Below are 13856 nucleotides of genomic sequence, written 5' to 3'. Positions count from 1 at the left end.
CGTCGTCGCCCCATTTGCCTGCCGCCGATCACGCTTCCATTCTCCCCCACCCCGCCGGTCGACGGCAGGGGGTCACGATTGAGCGGGGGTCTCATGAATCGAAATGCCGTACATAGCTCTTGGTTCGGCCTCATGGCCGGCGCGTGCCTCGTCGTGGCCGGCTGCGGCGGCGTATCGACGAGCACCTCGTCCGGCGCGAGCATCGAGTTCCCGTCGGCATGGCCGTGGTCGGCGCAGATCGAGCCGCTACGGGCCGAGAACGGTATCGTGGCTTCGGGAGCGCTTCAGGCGAGCGAAGCGGGAATCGGGATCATGGAGCGAGGCGGAAACGCCGTGGACGCCGCGATCGCGACCCACTTCGCGCTCGCTGTGGTGCATCCCACCGCGGGCAACATCGGCGGAGGAGGCTTCATGGTCGTGCGCATGGCCGACGGTACGAGCGCGGCGCTCGACTTCCGTGAGAAGGCGCCACTCGCCTCGACGCGCGACATGTACCTCGACGAGCACGGTGACGTAGGCCGTCGCTCGACGGTCGGACATCTCTCGGTGGGCGTGCCCGGGACTCCCGCCGGAATGTGGGAGGCCCACCAGCGCTTCGGGACGCTCGAGTGGTCCGAGCTCGTGCAGCCCGCGATCGAGCTCGCCGACGGCTTCGCGACGCACGCGTTTCTCGCTCAGTCACTGGGTAGGGCGCAGCGCGCGCTGTCCGCATTCGAGGGCTCGGCTGCCACGTTCCTACCCGGAGGGGAACCGCCCAAGGTAGGTGAGACGTTCAGACAGCCGGATCTCGCGGAGACCCTCCGGCGGATCGCGGAGAAAGGCCCTAACGGGTTCTACCGCGGGCGCACAGCGGAGCTCCTCGTCGCCGAGATGAAGCGCGGCGGGGGGATCATCGACCACGAAGACCTCCAGCAGTACGAAGCCGTCTGGAGAGATCCTGTGCGCTTCGACTACCGCGGTTACACCGTGGTTTCGATGCACCCACCGTCCTCCGGCGGAGCGACGATGGCCGAGATCGGGAACATCCTCGAGGGTTGGAAACTCGGTTCGATGGGGTGGCAGTCGAGCGACATGATCCACCTCTACGCCGAGGCATCGAAGCGCGCCTTCGCCGACCGCAACAGCGCGCTCGCCGACCCCGACTTCCGGGCAATCCCACTGGAGAGAATGATCAGCCAGGAGTATGCTGACATGCGCCGGGCGACGATCAGGCGGGATCGGGCGACACCCGCCGAAGAAGTAGCACCAGGCCTGTCGATGTCCGATACGACTGGTCATACCACGCACTACTCGATTGTGGATGCCGACGGCAACGCGGTAGCGGTGACGACGACGCTCAACTCCGGATACGGCAGCAAGGTGACCGTCTCCGGGGCGGGGTTCCTACTCAACAACGAGATGGACAACTTCGCCGCCAAGCCAGGCTTCCCGAACCAGTACGGGCTCGTTCAGGGGGAGGCGAACGCGATCGAGCCAGGCAAGCGTCCCCTGTCATCGATGTCCCCAAGCATCGTACTCGATCCCGCCGGGGATCTCTTCTTCGTCAGCGGGACACCGGGCGGGCCGACGATCATCAGCACCGTTTTCCAGACGATCTCGAACGTGATCGACTATGGCATGAACGTCGCGCAAGCCGTCAACGCCCCACGTCTCCATCACCAGCACCTGCCGGACCAGATCTACTTCGAGGTGGATGGCCTCTCAGCAGACATCGTCTCCGAGCTCGAGAAGCTCGGGCATACGGTGGTGGAGCGCGGTGGGTACCAGGGCGACGCGCACGCGATCATGGTAATGCCCGACGGCACCCTGGAGGGGTATTCGGACCGGCGGCGGGGCGGGGGCGTGTCAGGACGCTAGGAAGCCTCTGGGCATCGGGAACCGGTCAGCTCACGCGGTGCCCGGCCTGACGAGCTGTGCCAGCTCGCGCTCTAGAACCGGCTTGGGCACCATGCCCACCATCTCGAAGAGCGGCTCGCCGTCCTGAAAGAACAGCAGTGTGGGAATTGAGCGGATCCCGAAGTCGCTCGATGTCTTGGGCGCTTCGTCCACGTTGACCTTCACGACCCTGACGCCCGCGTCGGCCTGCTCGATGGCGATTTCTTCCAGGATCGGCTCCATCATGCGGCACGGACCGCACCACGGAGCCCAAAAGTCCACCACGGTGACTCCCGGCTGTTCTTCGACGCAATGCGTGAAGTCAGAGTCGTCCGCATGGATGATCGGCGCCTCGGGGCGCTTTCGCTTCCTGAAGAACATGGCTGTGGGCGTGACTGGTGAGGCGAGCGTTGGGCCACAGTACCACATTCCCGCGATTTGACCTAGATCGCCTCGAGTTCGGCGAGGAGTGAGACCGGATCGACGTGACACTCGTCTTCGGTCACTTCGACGTCGGTCAGGACCCATGAGTGATATCCCTCACGCGCGACCGTAATGATATACGTCCCAGCTCGCTCGCCGGCCCCGACCAACGTACGCCCGTCGAACGACTCCGAGGTCGTCTCTACGTAATCGCCGTCGCGGAGCGTCATCGTCGAGCCCTCGGCCAACGCCGTGCCGCTCGCGGCATCGACGACCTGGACGCTGACCCCGAATCTGAACTCTAGGGTGCAGACGACGGGGTCCAACGTTCCGCACGCGCTGAGACATATCGGCGTGATCACCAGAAGAGTCTTGAGTCGCCCCTGCATAACACCCCGTTTGAACGAGACGTTCTACGGCCCGACGTCGGTACGCTGGCCGCCAGGCGCGACGCTCGCACCCATCAACAGGAACGAGCGCCCCTCCATATCTGTGACATCGGCACACATGACGAAGTCGACGTGCTCCGACGTTCCCGCGGAGACGCACGCACGACCCCCCTGCTTGCACCTGCAAAATCTTCGGCTTATCTTCGGTTATAATTTTCGGTGTTTATTCGGTTGTGCCCCCGGTACCTGACGTGTGGTGAGCGGCTGTGTGATGCGGAATGCGTCGGGAGCCGGGGGCCGTCGTCTCTGTCCTTTTTCGGTTAGGCCCAAACGGCTATGTCGGAGCTCCATCCGCGCTTGCAAGGTGTTCCCACCCACCATGGCGGAGGGTGGGCTCTAGCAGACCAACCCACCGGATGGGCTTCGGACCCGGGCTCCGGCTCGGCGTTCCTGTCGGCTTCGCCTCGCGTCTCCTCGGGGAGTCGCCAAGCGCTCTGCCTTTGGCTACCCACCTTCGAGCTGCGCCTCGAGCTCATCCGCTCCCCGGCACTCGACAGTACGTCGATCGCCCTGCTCGCGCCCGGCGAAAGCATTCGGCGCACGATCTGGCAGGTCTCGGAGCGAGCTCACGAAGCCGGAGTGCGTCCCGAGCAACTCGTCTCGCAAGCGGTCTCTCTGTGCCCTTCTCTCACGCTGCTCGAACCCGATCCGGCGCACTACGACGCCGCGGTCGAATCGATGCTCGAGCTGCTCGCTGAGATCTCACCGATCCTCGAGCCCGCGGGTCGCGGACGTGTCTTCCTCGGCATGGACGGCCTGGGCCGTCTCTTCGGCTCTCCCGAGCGTCAGGCGAAGCGGGCCCTTCACTCGCTCTTCCGCATCTTCCCCGCTCCTCTCGTCGCTGCAACCCGAGCAGGCATGGCACCCGGGAAGTTCGGGGCGTGGGTCGCGGCGGCGTCTGCCCGGTCCGGCGAACCAGTGATCGTCGGAGAAAGCGATCTCGCTCGGTTCCTGGCCCGCTGTCCGGTGAGTTCACTGCCCGTGGATCCGCTCATCGTTCAACGCCTGGAGCGGCTCGGTGTGCACACACTCGGAGAGCTTCGACGCTTCCCGGGACCCTCACTCATCTCCCAGTTCGGCGACGAAGGCCGGAGTGCACTGGCATGGGCTACGGGGCGACGCATCGATCCCGTTCGGCCATGGCATCGTCCCGAGCCGATCCGTGTGTCCCTGGACTTTCCCAACCCCGTGGGCATCACCGAAACGTTGCACGGAGCGCTCGACCGGTTGATCGAACGAGCGCTCTCCCGTCCCACACGTCGGGGGCGAAGCGTGACGGGTGTGCGCTTGGGCGCGCAGCTCGAAGGGGGGGGATCGTGGTTCGTGGAGACCGTGCTCAGGGAGCCCACGGCTCAACGAGAACGAATCGCTTCACCACTGCGCATGAAGATGGCGATCTCACCTCCCCCCAAGGCCGTCGACATGCTCATCGTCGAGCTCACGCAGTTCGGTGCACCGAGCGCTCAGACCGATCTGTTCGATCGCAAGAACGAGAGCGGCCGCGCAGCCGCAGGTCGGGAATTGGCTCGAGGCGAGGTACCTCCATCGCTCCGCGATGCCGTGAAAGAGCTCAAGCTCCGGCTGGGACACTCTCCGCTCTACCGCGTGGTCGAAGTCGATCCTTGGTCACGGATCCCCGAACGGCGTCATGCACTGCTGAGCTTCGATCCATGAGCGACGCACCCCGCCTACGACCGCTCGGCCAACCGCGGGTCGTGACGGTTCGCACCGACGAAAACGGTGAGCCGACCCATGTGCGCCTGCCCGGCAAACCGGCCCGCACCGTGGAAGCCGTGTGCGAGCGCTGGCGCATCGACGACGAGTGGTGGCGGCAGCCGATTTCACGAGAATACCGAGTGGTCATTCTCGACGACGGTCGAAACGTCACACTTTACCACGACCTGCTCGAAGAAAATTGGTACGCCCAACGAGGTTGAGAGGTACATTGGGAATTAGGCCACTCCTCCAAATCCCAACGTCGTGCCAAGCCAACCCTATCCCTCCCCTATAACGCAACCTTCGGATCTCGATCCTAGGCACCGCGTGAAAGACGTGCGCATCGTCGACGAGCGTCTCTACGTAGATCTCGAAGACGGCCAGACGGTAAGCGTTCCGGTGGAGATCTACCCTCGACTCGCGAACGGCACGGACGAGCAGCGGGCTAACTGGCGCCTCATCCACTCGGGACGGGGCATCCATTGGCCCGACCTCGACGAGAATATCGATACTCGCGCTCTTCTGTCTGGCACACGCCCTTCGGAAGCCCATTAAGGCGGCCCTGCCGGCGTCGAGCCCCGCCTACCCTCCAGCCAAGCGCTGCCGCCTTCGGTGCGCCCAGATGACCACGGCGCCGATCACCGCGAACACGAGACCGACCGCCACCGTGGGCGAACGCCGGTACAACGCCCCGAGGCCCACGCCCGTTGACGTGAAGATGATCACGCCCGGCGCGATTCCGAGCGCGGTGGTCCACAGGAAGCGCCAGCGGGGCACCTCGCACAGCCCAGCGCCCCAGTTCAACGCCGTGAAGGCGACCAACGGTATCAACCGGAGCACGAGCAGGCCCCACCATCCCGCGTCCTCGGCTACCCGGTCGACCTTCTCGAGTCCCGCCCTGCCGACCATGCGTTCGGCGAGGGGACGACCCCAAGAATGGGCGATTTCGTAGCTGATCCATGCCCCGGCCATGGCGCCAATCCACGAGATGATGCTCCCGACGACCGGACCGAAGATCATGCCGTTCGCCATGGCCGGCGCCTCCGCCGGAACCGGCAAGACAGCGACGACCGTCATGACCAACGGCGCGACGACGTACGCCCAAAATCCCAGCTCGGCGAGCCACAGACCGATTTCCGCAATCATCCCTTCCACGTCCTCCTCCCTCCGCGAACACGCTCAAGAAAAGGTTGCTTAGGATCGAGGGCTTCGCCAAGGTCGACCGCCTGAACGCTTCGCCTGCGCGACTCGACGGGTGAGGGCGGTCATGAGCCGGCACCACCGGTTAGCTTCCCGGTAGACCACTTCGCCGGAGAGCAGTGGTCCCAGGAACTGCAGAGCAGGTTGATCCCTGAATCCGAGGTTGGCGCGAATGTCTCGCGTGTTTAGATACCGGGTCGTCCGCATGTCGCTCACGGCCACGGCCAGTTTCCTCCTGTGTGCGCCTGCAGCGGCTCCCCTGAGTGCCCAGACCGCGCGCGAGATCATCGACCAGGTCGATCGCCTGATGCGCGGCGAATCGAGCCATGGCCGTGTGACGATGGACATCACGACGGAGCACTGGTCGCGATCGCTCGACATGGAGGTCTGGTCGCTGGGTACCGAACACTCGCTCGTGCGCGTGCAATCCCCGGCACGAGAAGCCGGGACGGCGACCCTGCGCGCGAGCGAAGAGGTCTGGAACTATCTCCCGCGCGTGGACCGGACGATCAAGGTGCCCCCGTCGCTGATGATGGGGTCGTGGATGGGGTCACACTTCACGAACGACGACCTCGTGAAGGAGAGCCGCATCGTGGACGACTACGACTTCGAGATCTCCTTCGAGGGGGCGGTGGACGGCGTCGAGGTCTACGAGTTCACCATGATCCCCAGACCGGAGGCCCCGGTTGTGTGGGGCCGTGTCGAGGAGCAGGTGCGCAAGCGCGACCTGATGCCGACTTGGGTGCGCTACTACGACGACGACGGCACGCTCGTGCGTACGATGACGTTCTCCGACTACAAGGTGATGGGCGGCCGGTTGGTGCCCACCGTCATGCTCATCGTTCCGGCGGACAAGCCGGATGAGAAGACGTCGATGACGTACCACGAGCTCGAGTTCGACATCGATCTCGACGAGAGCTTCTTCAGCCTCAGAACTCTCCGGGCGCGACGGTAGCCGGAGTGTCCAGCGACGCGGTGTGGTGGAGGGTCGCTTGGCGAAACCTCTGGCGTAACCGCGGCCGCACCCTGATCACGGCCTCGGGGCTCGCCTTCGGATACCTCGCTGCGGTCGTGATGGTCGGGCTCACGGACGGGATGGTGGCCGAGCTCATCGAAAACGGTACGCGCCTGATGATGGGGCAGGTGCAGGTGCACTCCGCCGAGTATCTGCCGGAGCGCAACATGCATCACACGATCGGCGGATACGACGGCGTCGATCTGGACGCGTTCCTGGCGCGCATCGAGTCCGATCCGGACATCACCGCGGCTGCGCCTCGCCTCTACGGCGGTGGCCTGCTCTCCTCGGGGGACGAGACCAAAGCCGGTCTGCTGTTCGGGGTCGATCCGGACCGCGAGCAGCAAGTCAGCACGCTGCTGTCCCGCCTCAGCAGCGGGCGGCTGCCGGAGCCCGGCCGGTACGAGATCCTCGTCGGTGTCGAGATGGCACGACAGCTCGGACTCGAACTCGGCGCCGAAGTCGTGGTCGTGGCGCCAGCGAGTGACGGCTCGATGGGAAACGACCTGTTCACGCTCGTCGGTGTGTTCGAGACAGGCACGCCGGCGATCGACGCCAACTACGCAATACTGCCTCTGCCCGACCTCCAGTACCTGATGGCGATGGACCCCGGCCGCATCCACGAAATCGCGCTCACGGTGACGCGCGCATGGGACACTCCGCTGATCGCGAGAGCGCTCGCCGCGAGTCTCGAGAGTTCGGGCCCCGCGATCGAGGTGACGCCGTGGACGGAGCTGCGCCCCGAGCTGGCGGAAATGATCGGCCTCATGGATGCGGTGAACTACTTGATCGCCGGAATCATTTTCTCGATGGCGATCTTCGGCGTCGCCAACACGATGCTGATCGGGACGTTCGAGCGCAGGAGGGAGTTTGCCGTTGTACGGGCCCTCGGCACCAGCGCGTTCGGCGTCGGCCGTACCGTGGTCTACGAGGGCATCATCTTGGGGGCGATCTCGCTCGTCGCAGGTGCGTTGATCACATGGCCCATCGTCGTGTGGTGGCACAACTCGCCGCCCGACCTCACATCGGTCCTCGGCGGCTTCACCGTGAGCGGCTCGCAGTGGCGTCCGATCCTGCGCATCGAATACTCCTATGACACGCCAGTCATCTGCGCGGTGGCGCTCTTCCTGACCGCCGTTCTCGCGGCCGTCTACCCCGCGTGGAAAGCGACGCGGGTGCCGCCTGCGGACGCGCTCGCAGACCGATGAGATTCCGCATTCTGCTCAAGCTCGCGGCGCGTAGCGTGGGCCGGAACGCCCGGCGCAGCGCGCTCACCGCGGCGGCGATGGTCGTCGGACTCGCGCTTCTGATCTTCTCGCGCAGCCTCGCTGAAGGAGCCCACGAGCAGTGGGTCGAGTCCGCGGTCAGGATGGGAAGCGGCCATGTGTCGATCCAGGCGCCTGAATACCTGGAGTCCGGAAAGCTCGAGCATCGGATCGGTGCCAAAGCCTACCAGCGCGCGCTCGATGCGGTGGAGGCGGTGGCCGGCGAACGGGTCGTCGCGCACGCACCTCGTCTCACGGTGACCGGGCTGGCCAGCTCGGCCTCGTCCGCGCTTCCGGTTCGCATCGAGGGCGTAGATCCAGACGGGGAGCGCGCGTTCTCCGATCTCGACGAGAAGATTCACGAAGGCCGGTATCTCCAGCCCGATGACCGGCTGCACGCGTACATCGGCGTGGAGCTCGCGCGCCGACTCAGCCTGAAGGTGGGCAGCCGCTTCGTGCTCACGGCGCAGTCCTCGGCGGGCGACGTGGAAGGCCAACTGGTGCGCGTGGCGGGGATCTTCCGGACCGCCATCCCGGAAATGGATGTGGGGCTGATCCACATCCCGATCGAGACCGCACGAGAGTGGCTTCGGACTCCGGGTGCAGTCACGACGCACGCCGTTCTGCTCACGACCTCGCGCGACACGGACGCCGTGGTCGAGGAGCTACAGGCAAGGCTCGCCGGCGATTCGGACCTACGTGTGCTCGGGTGGCGACGCACGGCGCCGGAACTCGACTCCGCGCTTCGCATGGACGACTATGGCGACTACGTCTTCCATTCGATCCTGTTCGCCATCGTGGCGCTCGCCATCCTGAACGCGATGATGATGTCCGTGCTCGGACGCCGACGTGAATTCGGTCTCCTGCAAGCGCTGGGTCTGACCGGTGCCGAGACAGGATGGGTGGTCTTCGGCGAGGGACTCTTCCTCACGGCGGTGAGTGGTGGCGTCGGCATTGTGCTCGGATACCTGTTCACTTGGGGGTTCTTCCGTGACGGACTCGACTTCAGTGGGATCGCCGAGAACGAGGGCGCGTGGGCGAGCGCTGGGGGCATCGTGGACCCGGTGATCGTGCCGATCTTCCACTCGAGTCAGGTGCTGCTGAGCCTCTACTTCATCCTGATCATCGGAACCCTGGCTTCCATTTATCCCGCCATTCGAGCGGCGAAACTCGACGTGGCGGAGGCGATGAAATTCGATCAATGAGCGCCTCAAACGGCACGCAACTGGCGGTCCGGACCGAAGACGTCTGGAAGATCTATCCCCAGGAACCGAACCCGGTGAAGGCGGTGCGCGGCATGTCTCTCGAGATCGAGTCCGGAGACTTCGTCGCGATGGCGGGTCCGTCGGGCTCGGGCAAGACCACCGTGTTGAACCTCTTGGGCGGCCTCACCCGACCCACCGATGGAAGCATCTGGATCGGGGGGGACGAGATCACCGACATGCCCGACAGGGCGCTCGCGCGCCTGCGGCTCGAGCGCATCGGCTTCGTCTTCCAGGCGTACAACCTTCTTCCGGTACTCTCGGCCATGGAGAACGCCGAGTTCACGCTGCTGCTGCGTGGAGTTCCCTCGAGCGAGCGGCACCGCAGAGTCCGAGAGCTCTTCGACCAGATGGGGCTCGAAGGGCTGGAAGACCGATTCCCGGGGAAGCTCTCGGGCGGGCAACAACAGCGCGTCGCGGTGGCGCGCGCTGTGGTGGGCGAGCCGGCGCTGGTGCTCGCGGACGAGCCCACCGCCAACCTCGACTCGGTGGCCAGCTCCGCGCTTCTCGACATTATGGAACGCCTGAACCGCGAGCACGGCACGACGTTCGTATTCTCTACTCACGATCCCCGGGTCATGGAACGCGCTCGCAGACTCATCACGCTGGTCGATGGCCAGATCTCCGAGGACGTGCGCCGAGACCACGGGACTTCCGACGCGTGAAGCGGGTCACGAATACAAAGACCCTGCTCGCGGCCCTCCCCCTGCTGTTTCCTCCGACGCCTGCCACGGCGCAAGTCGAGCTCACCGGGTACGCACTCGGCGTGAGTAGCCACACGAGCGAAGGCGATCTGTCACCATCCGGAACAGCGCTGCTCGGCCGTGCTCGTCTGATGGGGCTCGCCAGGTCCGGTCGCTTCACTTTCGATGTCGCGTACGAACACGTGCTTCAGCGCACGCCTGAGGGCGCCGGCTTCTCGGTGACGTCCCCGGCGGCCGGGACTGGGGCGGGAGACTGGCTAGGCACTGATTGGGAGCTTCATGGCTGGTCCCGCGGCCAGTGGCGCCATCGCTTCGACCGGCTCAGCGTCGGCTTGTCCGAGGGCCCGGTGGAATTGAAGATCGGCCGCCAGGCGATCTCCTGGGCGACGACGCTGTTTCTGACCCCTGCCGATCCCTTCGCGCCCTTCGGCCCGTCCGACCCCTTTCGCGAGTATCGCGGCGGGGTCGACGCGGTGCGACTTCGTGTCTTTCCTGGACCGTTCACGGAGGTGGAGGCAGTGCTGCGCGCGGCCGAGACCGACCTCGGTACCACGGTGACGGCGCTCGCGCGTGCGCAAACCTCGACCCGGGGCTGGGCCTTCGGCGGCTGGGCAGGGATGCTACACGACGACCTCGCGATGGCGCTCTTCGCTACCGGCGCGATCGGAGCCACCGCGGTGCGAAGCGAAGCCACGCTGCGCGAGGACGACGCCGGCGAGGTGACCGTGCGGGCCACGCTAGGACTCGACCGGTTCTTCACGCCCGGCAGAAAGGATCTCTACCTGATCGCCGAGCTGCAATATGACGGACTCGGTGCCCGCGATGCTTCGTATCTACTAGAAGTAGCATCATCTAAGTCATTTCTACGTGGTGAGCTACAGACTTTGGGACAATGGACGGCGGTGATGCGGGCGAGCTACCAGATCCATGCGCTCGTCGGCCTCGACGCGATGGCCTTGCTGAATCTGGCGGACGGAAGCGCGCTCTTGGCCCCGGGCCTGTCCTGGGCCGCCACGGGGTCCACCTCGGTACGCCTCGGCATCTACTCGGGGCTCGGAGAAGCTGGACTCGGGCCGCTGGGCACCCTAGCGTCCGAGTACGGATCGGTCCCGGGGCTCGCGTATGTGGCGGTCTCTCGCTTTTTCTGAACCCTTCCCTGCCCGAACCGCGTAGTTTGGGCCAAAGGAGAACTTCTCTATGGCCAAGAGACCCGTATTCAGAACGCCTGATACCGGCGCCCCGCGACCGCCGAAGTCACCGAAGCTGCCAGGCCCGAGCAAGCCCTGGGACAAGTTGGGACCCGATCCGCTCAAGTGGTTGAAGCTGATTACCAAGAAATAGGGCTTCGCTGGCTGGCTACTCCTCGCCGAGCCCCTGCTCGACCACGAGCCGCGTAAGCCCCGCGACGGTTCGGATGCGCAGTTTCGTCATGACTCGCTCGCGGTGAGTCTCGACGGTGCGGGGGCTGATGCCGAGCTCCTCACCGATCTCCCGGTTGGTGTGTCCATCGGCGATCCGGAGCAGTACTTCGACTTCACGAGCCGTGAGGCTGTCAACGCGGCTCCGCTTCTGCTCCCTCTCGAGCTCGGCCCGCAGTCCTACTGACAGCTGATGCGTGATGCGCTCCGCGAAGAACTCTCGCCCCTGACTCACGCTCGCGATCGCGCGTCGGAGCTCAGCGGGCGCTACGTCCTTCAATACGTACCCGTCCGCACCGGCACGTACCGCTTGCAGCACGTATTCAGGGTCGTCGTGCATGGAGAGAATCAGGATGCCGACCTTTTGCCCACTATCGCGGAGCTCTTTCGCGACCTCGAGCCCGGTCTTGCCCGGCATGGTGACGTCGAGCACGACAACGTCCGGCTCGTGCTCCTTCGTGAGCTTCAGCGCCGCGTCACCGTCCGCGGCTTCGCCGACGACCTCGAGCCCCGGGATCTCTTCGAGCACGATGCGGATGCCCTCTCGCACTACCGCATGATCGTCCGCAATCACTACCCTCAGTCGCTCGTCGGTCACCTCCGCTCAGCCCCCCTAGCAGCCCGTGCTAAACACGCGGCACCTGAATGCGAACACGTGCACCGCCGTTCGCCCCGTTTCCTACCTCGAAGTCGCCGTGTATCGCCGTGACGCGTTCCCGCACGCCGGCGAGACCGCCACGGCTCCGTAGATTCTGGAGCGCATCCTCAGGCAGTCCGCGGCCATTGTCCAGCACGGTGAGCAGCGCGTGGTCCGACTCCATGGAGAGGGTCACGTCCACGCGCGTGCACTCGCCGTGGCGGACCGCATTCGAGAGCGCCTCCTGCAAGGCGCGATAGAGCACCAGCTCGGCGTCTGGCCCGACGGCAGTTCCCGTCGACGGGCTCTCGAAGACGACCTGCAACGCGTCCTGCACCTCGAAGCCGCGCGCGAGCGCGCGCAGCGCAGGCACCAGTCCCAGGTCATCGAGTGCACCCGGGCGAAGGTTGCGAGTCACGCTGCGGATCGACTTGATGCCTTCGCCGACCAGTGTCTTCGCCCGGTCGAGCCCCTGCGCCAACTCGGGGTCGCTGCGCTCCTGCAGCAGCCCCAGTTGCAGGTTCAGCGCGGCGAGCACCTGCGCCGTTTCGTCGTGCAGCTCACGCCAAAGTCGATTCCGTTCCTCCTCGTGCTGGTGAACCATGCGCACCTGCAGCCGCTCGAGCTCCTCGGTGCGATCCTCGAGACTCCGGTGCAGATCCTCGTTCTCGAGCGCGGCTCCGACCTGTTGCCCGAACGCGACCAGAAAGCGGCTATCGAGCACCGTGAAGGGGTCACGGGCTTCGCCGACCACGACGAGCGCGCCGACCACATCCTCTCCGCGGATCACCGGGAGCGCAGCCGTATAGGCGTGCGTCCAAGCTGCCGAGTCGCGCGCCCGGTCGTCGCGTCGAACCGCCGGCAGCCCGGACCGCTGTACGAGCGCAGCGCTCTCGCTCGCGGCGGTCGGCGGGCCCTCAAAGGGCCAAAGCGCAGCGACACCGGCGCCGTGCACGAAGGCGCCACCCCCTTCAGTCGCCAAATACAGGGCGGATCCATGCACCCCGCGCAGCGAGAGTGCCCGCCGCAGCATCGCCTCGGCGATCGGCTCTTCCTTCCTTCCTCGCCCTTGCAGCTCGCCCGACAGCGCAGTCAACGTGCGCAGCCCCTGATCGAGGTCCTCGAGGACGAGAAAGAGGATACCGAGCCCCATGCCCACTTCGAACACGATGTCCAGGTAGTAGCCCCATGGACTCCAAGCCCCACGCGCGCGCAGCAACGGATAGTCGAGATGATGCAGCGCCCACAGCGCGAGCAAGACAACGAGCAGCCGAGCGGCGGGCGAGCCGACCAGACGGTCGTACCGGAAGAACGCCCACGCCGTTCCGGCGGTTGTGATGCTGAGGAAGACGACCATGGGGCCCGCAGCCCAGAGGAACTGGTCGAGCATGTAGATCGCGACGAAAGACCAAACCAGCGGAATCGCGAGGAAGAGCACGTACTCGTTCCGCCACTCGAGGCGCTGCGCGAAGACCAGTGCGGCCCAGAGCAACGCCAACGCGGCCCAGCCGGTGGTTACCTGATGCCAGAAGAGCCACCACGACACCCCGGTGTGCAAGAACGCAATGATGGCGCCGAGGCGAAGCGCATACAGCCCCCAGGCGAGCCCCCACAGACCGAAGTACCGCTTCTGGTAGCGCCGAGACAGGACCAGGCACAATACCACGAGACCCAGTGTCACCACGAGCTGTAGATACCCCGCGGCGAGCTCGTTGCGTGCGAGGTCCGGGACGGAGAGATCCATGATCCGAAGATCCGCCGGCGAGAGCTGTCCGGCAATGCGCTTGCCAGAAGGCATTCTCCTGACGATCCTCCCCACCGAATCCCGACCCCGGAAGAGTGAGAAAGTCGTGTATCTTTCGGGGTTTCCCACGCTTCCGGGTATCATTTCG

14 protein-coding genes are annotated in these 13856 nt (G+C 65.4%); 9 read left to right on the top strand and 5 right to left on the bottom strand.

The annotated features are described in order from the left end of the window. Positions 1–93: 93 nt before the first annotated feature. Positions 94–1857 carry a gamma-glutamyltransferase gene (gene ggt, locus IIB36_11610; GenBank protein MCH7532386.1) on the top strand — a complete coding sequence of 588 codons (1764 nt, stop codon included), beginning with the start codon at positions 94–96 and terminating at the stop codon, positions 1855–1857. Between the two features lie 30 nt (positions 1858–1887). On the opposite strand, the gene trxA is transcribed toward ggt, so the two are convergent. Then, positions 1888–2256, bottom strand: coding sequence for a thioredoxin (gene trxA / locus IIB36_11605; GenBank protein ID MCH7532385.1), 369 nt, complete (start codon positions 2254–2256; stop codon positions 1888–1890). 62 nt (positions 2257–2318) lie between these two features. Beyond that, positions 2319–2660, bottom strand: a complete 342-nt coding sequence (locus tag IIB36_11600) for a hypothetical protein (GenBank protein ID MCH7532384.1) — start codon at positions 2658–2660, stop codon at positions 2319–2321. Between the two features lie 384 nt (positions 2661–3044). Here IIB36_11600 and IIB36_11595 point away from each other — a divergent pair, with 384 nt between their 5' ends. The 3 genes from IIB36_11595 to IIB36_11585 all read left to right on the top strand — a co-directional run bounded on the left by IIB36_11595 (position 3045) and on the right by IIB36_11585 (position 5018). After that, on the top strand, positions 3045–4421 hold the full coding sequence (locus tag IIB36_11595; GenBank protein MCH7532383.1) for a DNA polymerase Y family protein: 1377 nt from the start codon (positions 3045–3047) through the stop codon (positions 4419–4421). After that, entirely contained in the window at positions 4418–4684 is a 267-nt protein-coding gene (locus IIB36_11590; GenBank protein ID MCH7532382.1) for a hypothetical protein, read from the top strand. Before IIB36_11595 ends, IIB36_11590 begins: the two co-directional genes overlap by 4 nt. Positions 4685–4754: 70 nt before the next feature. Then, positions 4755–5018 (top strand): DUF2442 domain-containing protein, encoded by a 264-nt coding sequence (locus IIB36_11585; protein MCH7532381.1) that lies wholly within the window; start codon positions 4755–4757, stop codon positions 5016–5018. A 27-nt stretch (positions 5019–5045) separates the two neighbouring features. Here the strand turns inward: IIB36_11585 and IIB36_11580 are convergent, their stop codons facing one another. Then, positions 5046–5618: a TVP38/TMEM64 family protein gene (locus IIB36_11580; protein ID MCH7532380.1), complete on the bottom strand. Its 573-nt coding sequence runs from the start codon at positions 5616–5618 to the stop codon at positions 5046–5048. 226 nt (positions 5619–5844) lie between these two features. Between IIB36_11580 and IIB36_11575 the strand changes: the two genes are divergently transcribed. The 5 genes from IIB36_11575 to IIB36_11555 are packed head-to-tail and all read left to right on the top strand — an operon-like array spanning position 5845 to position 11057. After that, the gene (locus tag IIB36_11575) at positions 5845–6618 is read left to right on the top strand and encodes an outer membrane lipoprotein-sorting protein (GenBank protein ID MCH7532379.1); all 774 of its coding nucleotides are present in this window, start codon (positions 5845–5847) and stop codon (positions 6616–6618) included. 5 nt (positions 6619–6623) lie between these two features. Next, a complete protein-coding gene (locus IIB36_11570) occupies positions 6624–7886 on the top strand; it encodes an ABC transporter permease (protein MCH7532378.1) in 1263 nt (420 codons plus the stop codon). Continuing rightward, entirely contained in the window at positions 7883–9148 is a 1266-nt protein-coding gene (locus IIB36_11565) for an ABC transporter permease (protein MCH7532377.1), read from the top strand. The genes IIB36_11570 and IIB36_11565 overlap by 4 nt, the downstream gene beginning before the upstream one ends. After that, positions 9145–9870: an ABC transporter ATP-binding protein gene (locus IIB36_11560; protein MCH7532376.1), complete on the top strand. Its 726-nt coding sequence runs from the start codon at positions 9145–9147 to the stop codon at positions 9868–9870. The genes IIB36_11565 and IIB36_11560 overlap by 4 nt, the downstream gene beginning before the upstream one ends. Further along, on the top strand, positions 9867–11057 hold the full coding sequence (locus IIB36_11555; GenBank protein ID MCH7532375.1) for a hypothetical protein: 1191 nt from the start codon (positions 9867–9869) through the stop codon (positions 11055–11057). Before IIB36_11560 ends, IIB36_11555 begins: the two co-directional genes overlap by 4 nt. A 208-nt stretch (positions 11058–11265) precedes the next feature. Here IIB36_11555 and IIB36_11550 read toward each other — a convergent pair whose 3' ends face one another. Both IIB36_11550 and IIB36_11545 read right to left on the bottom strand, forming a co-directional pair. After that, positions 11266–11925: a response regulator transcription factor gene (locus IIB36_11550; GenBank protein MCH7532374.1), complete on the bottom strand. Its 660-nt coding sequence runs from the start codon at positions 11923–11925 to the stop codon at positions 11266–11268. 28 nt (positions 11926–11953) lie between these two features. Continuing rightward, on the bottom strand, positions 11954–13762 hold the full coding sequence (locus IIB36_11545; protein ID MCH7532373.1) for a GAF domain-containing sensor histidine kinase: 1809 nt from the start codon (positions 13760–13762) through the stop codon (positions 11954–11956). Positions 13763–13856 lie beyond the last annotated feature (94 nt).

This window comes from Gemmatimonadota bacterium, assembly GCA_022560615.1.
Lineage (GTDB): Bacteria > Gemmatimonadota > Gemmatimonadetes > Longimicrobiales > Gaopeijiaceae > UBA1138.
Note: the sequence above shows the minus strand (reverse complement) of the source record. Positions and strands in the feature narration are given on the sequence as shown.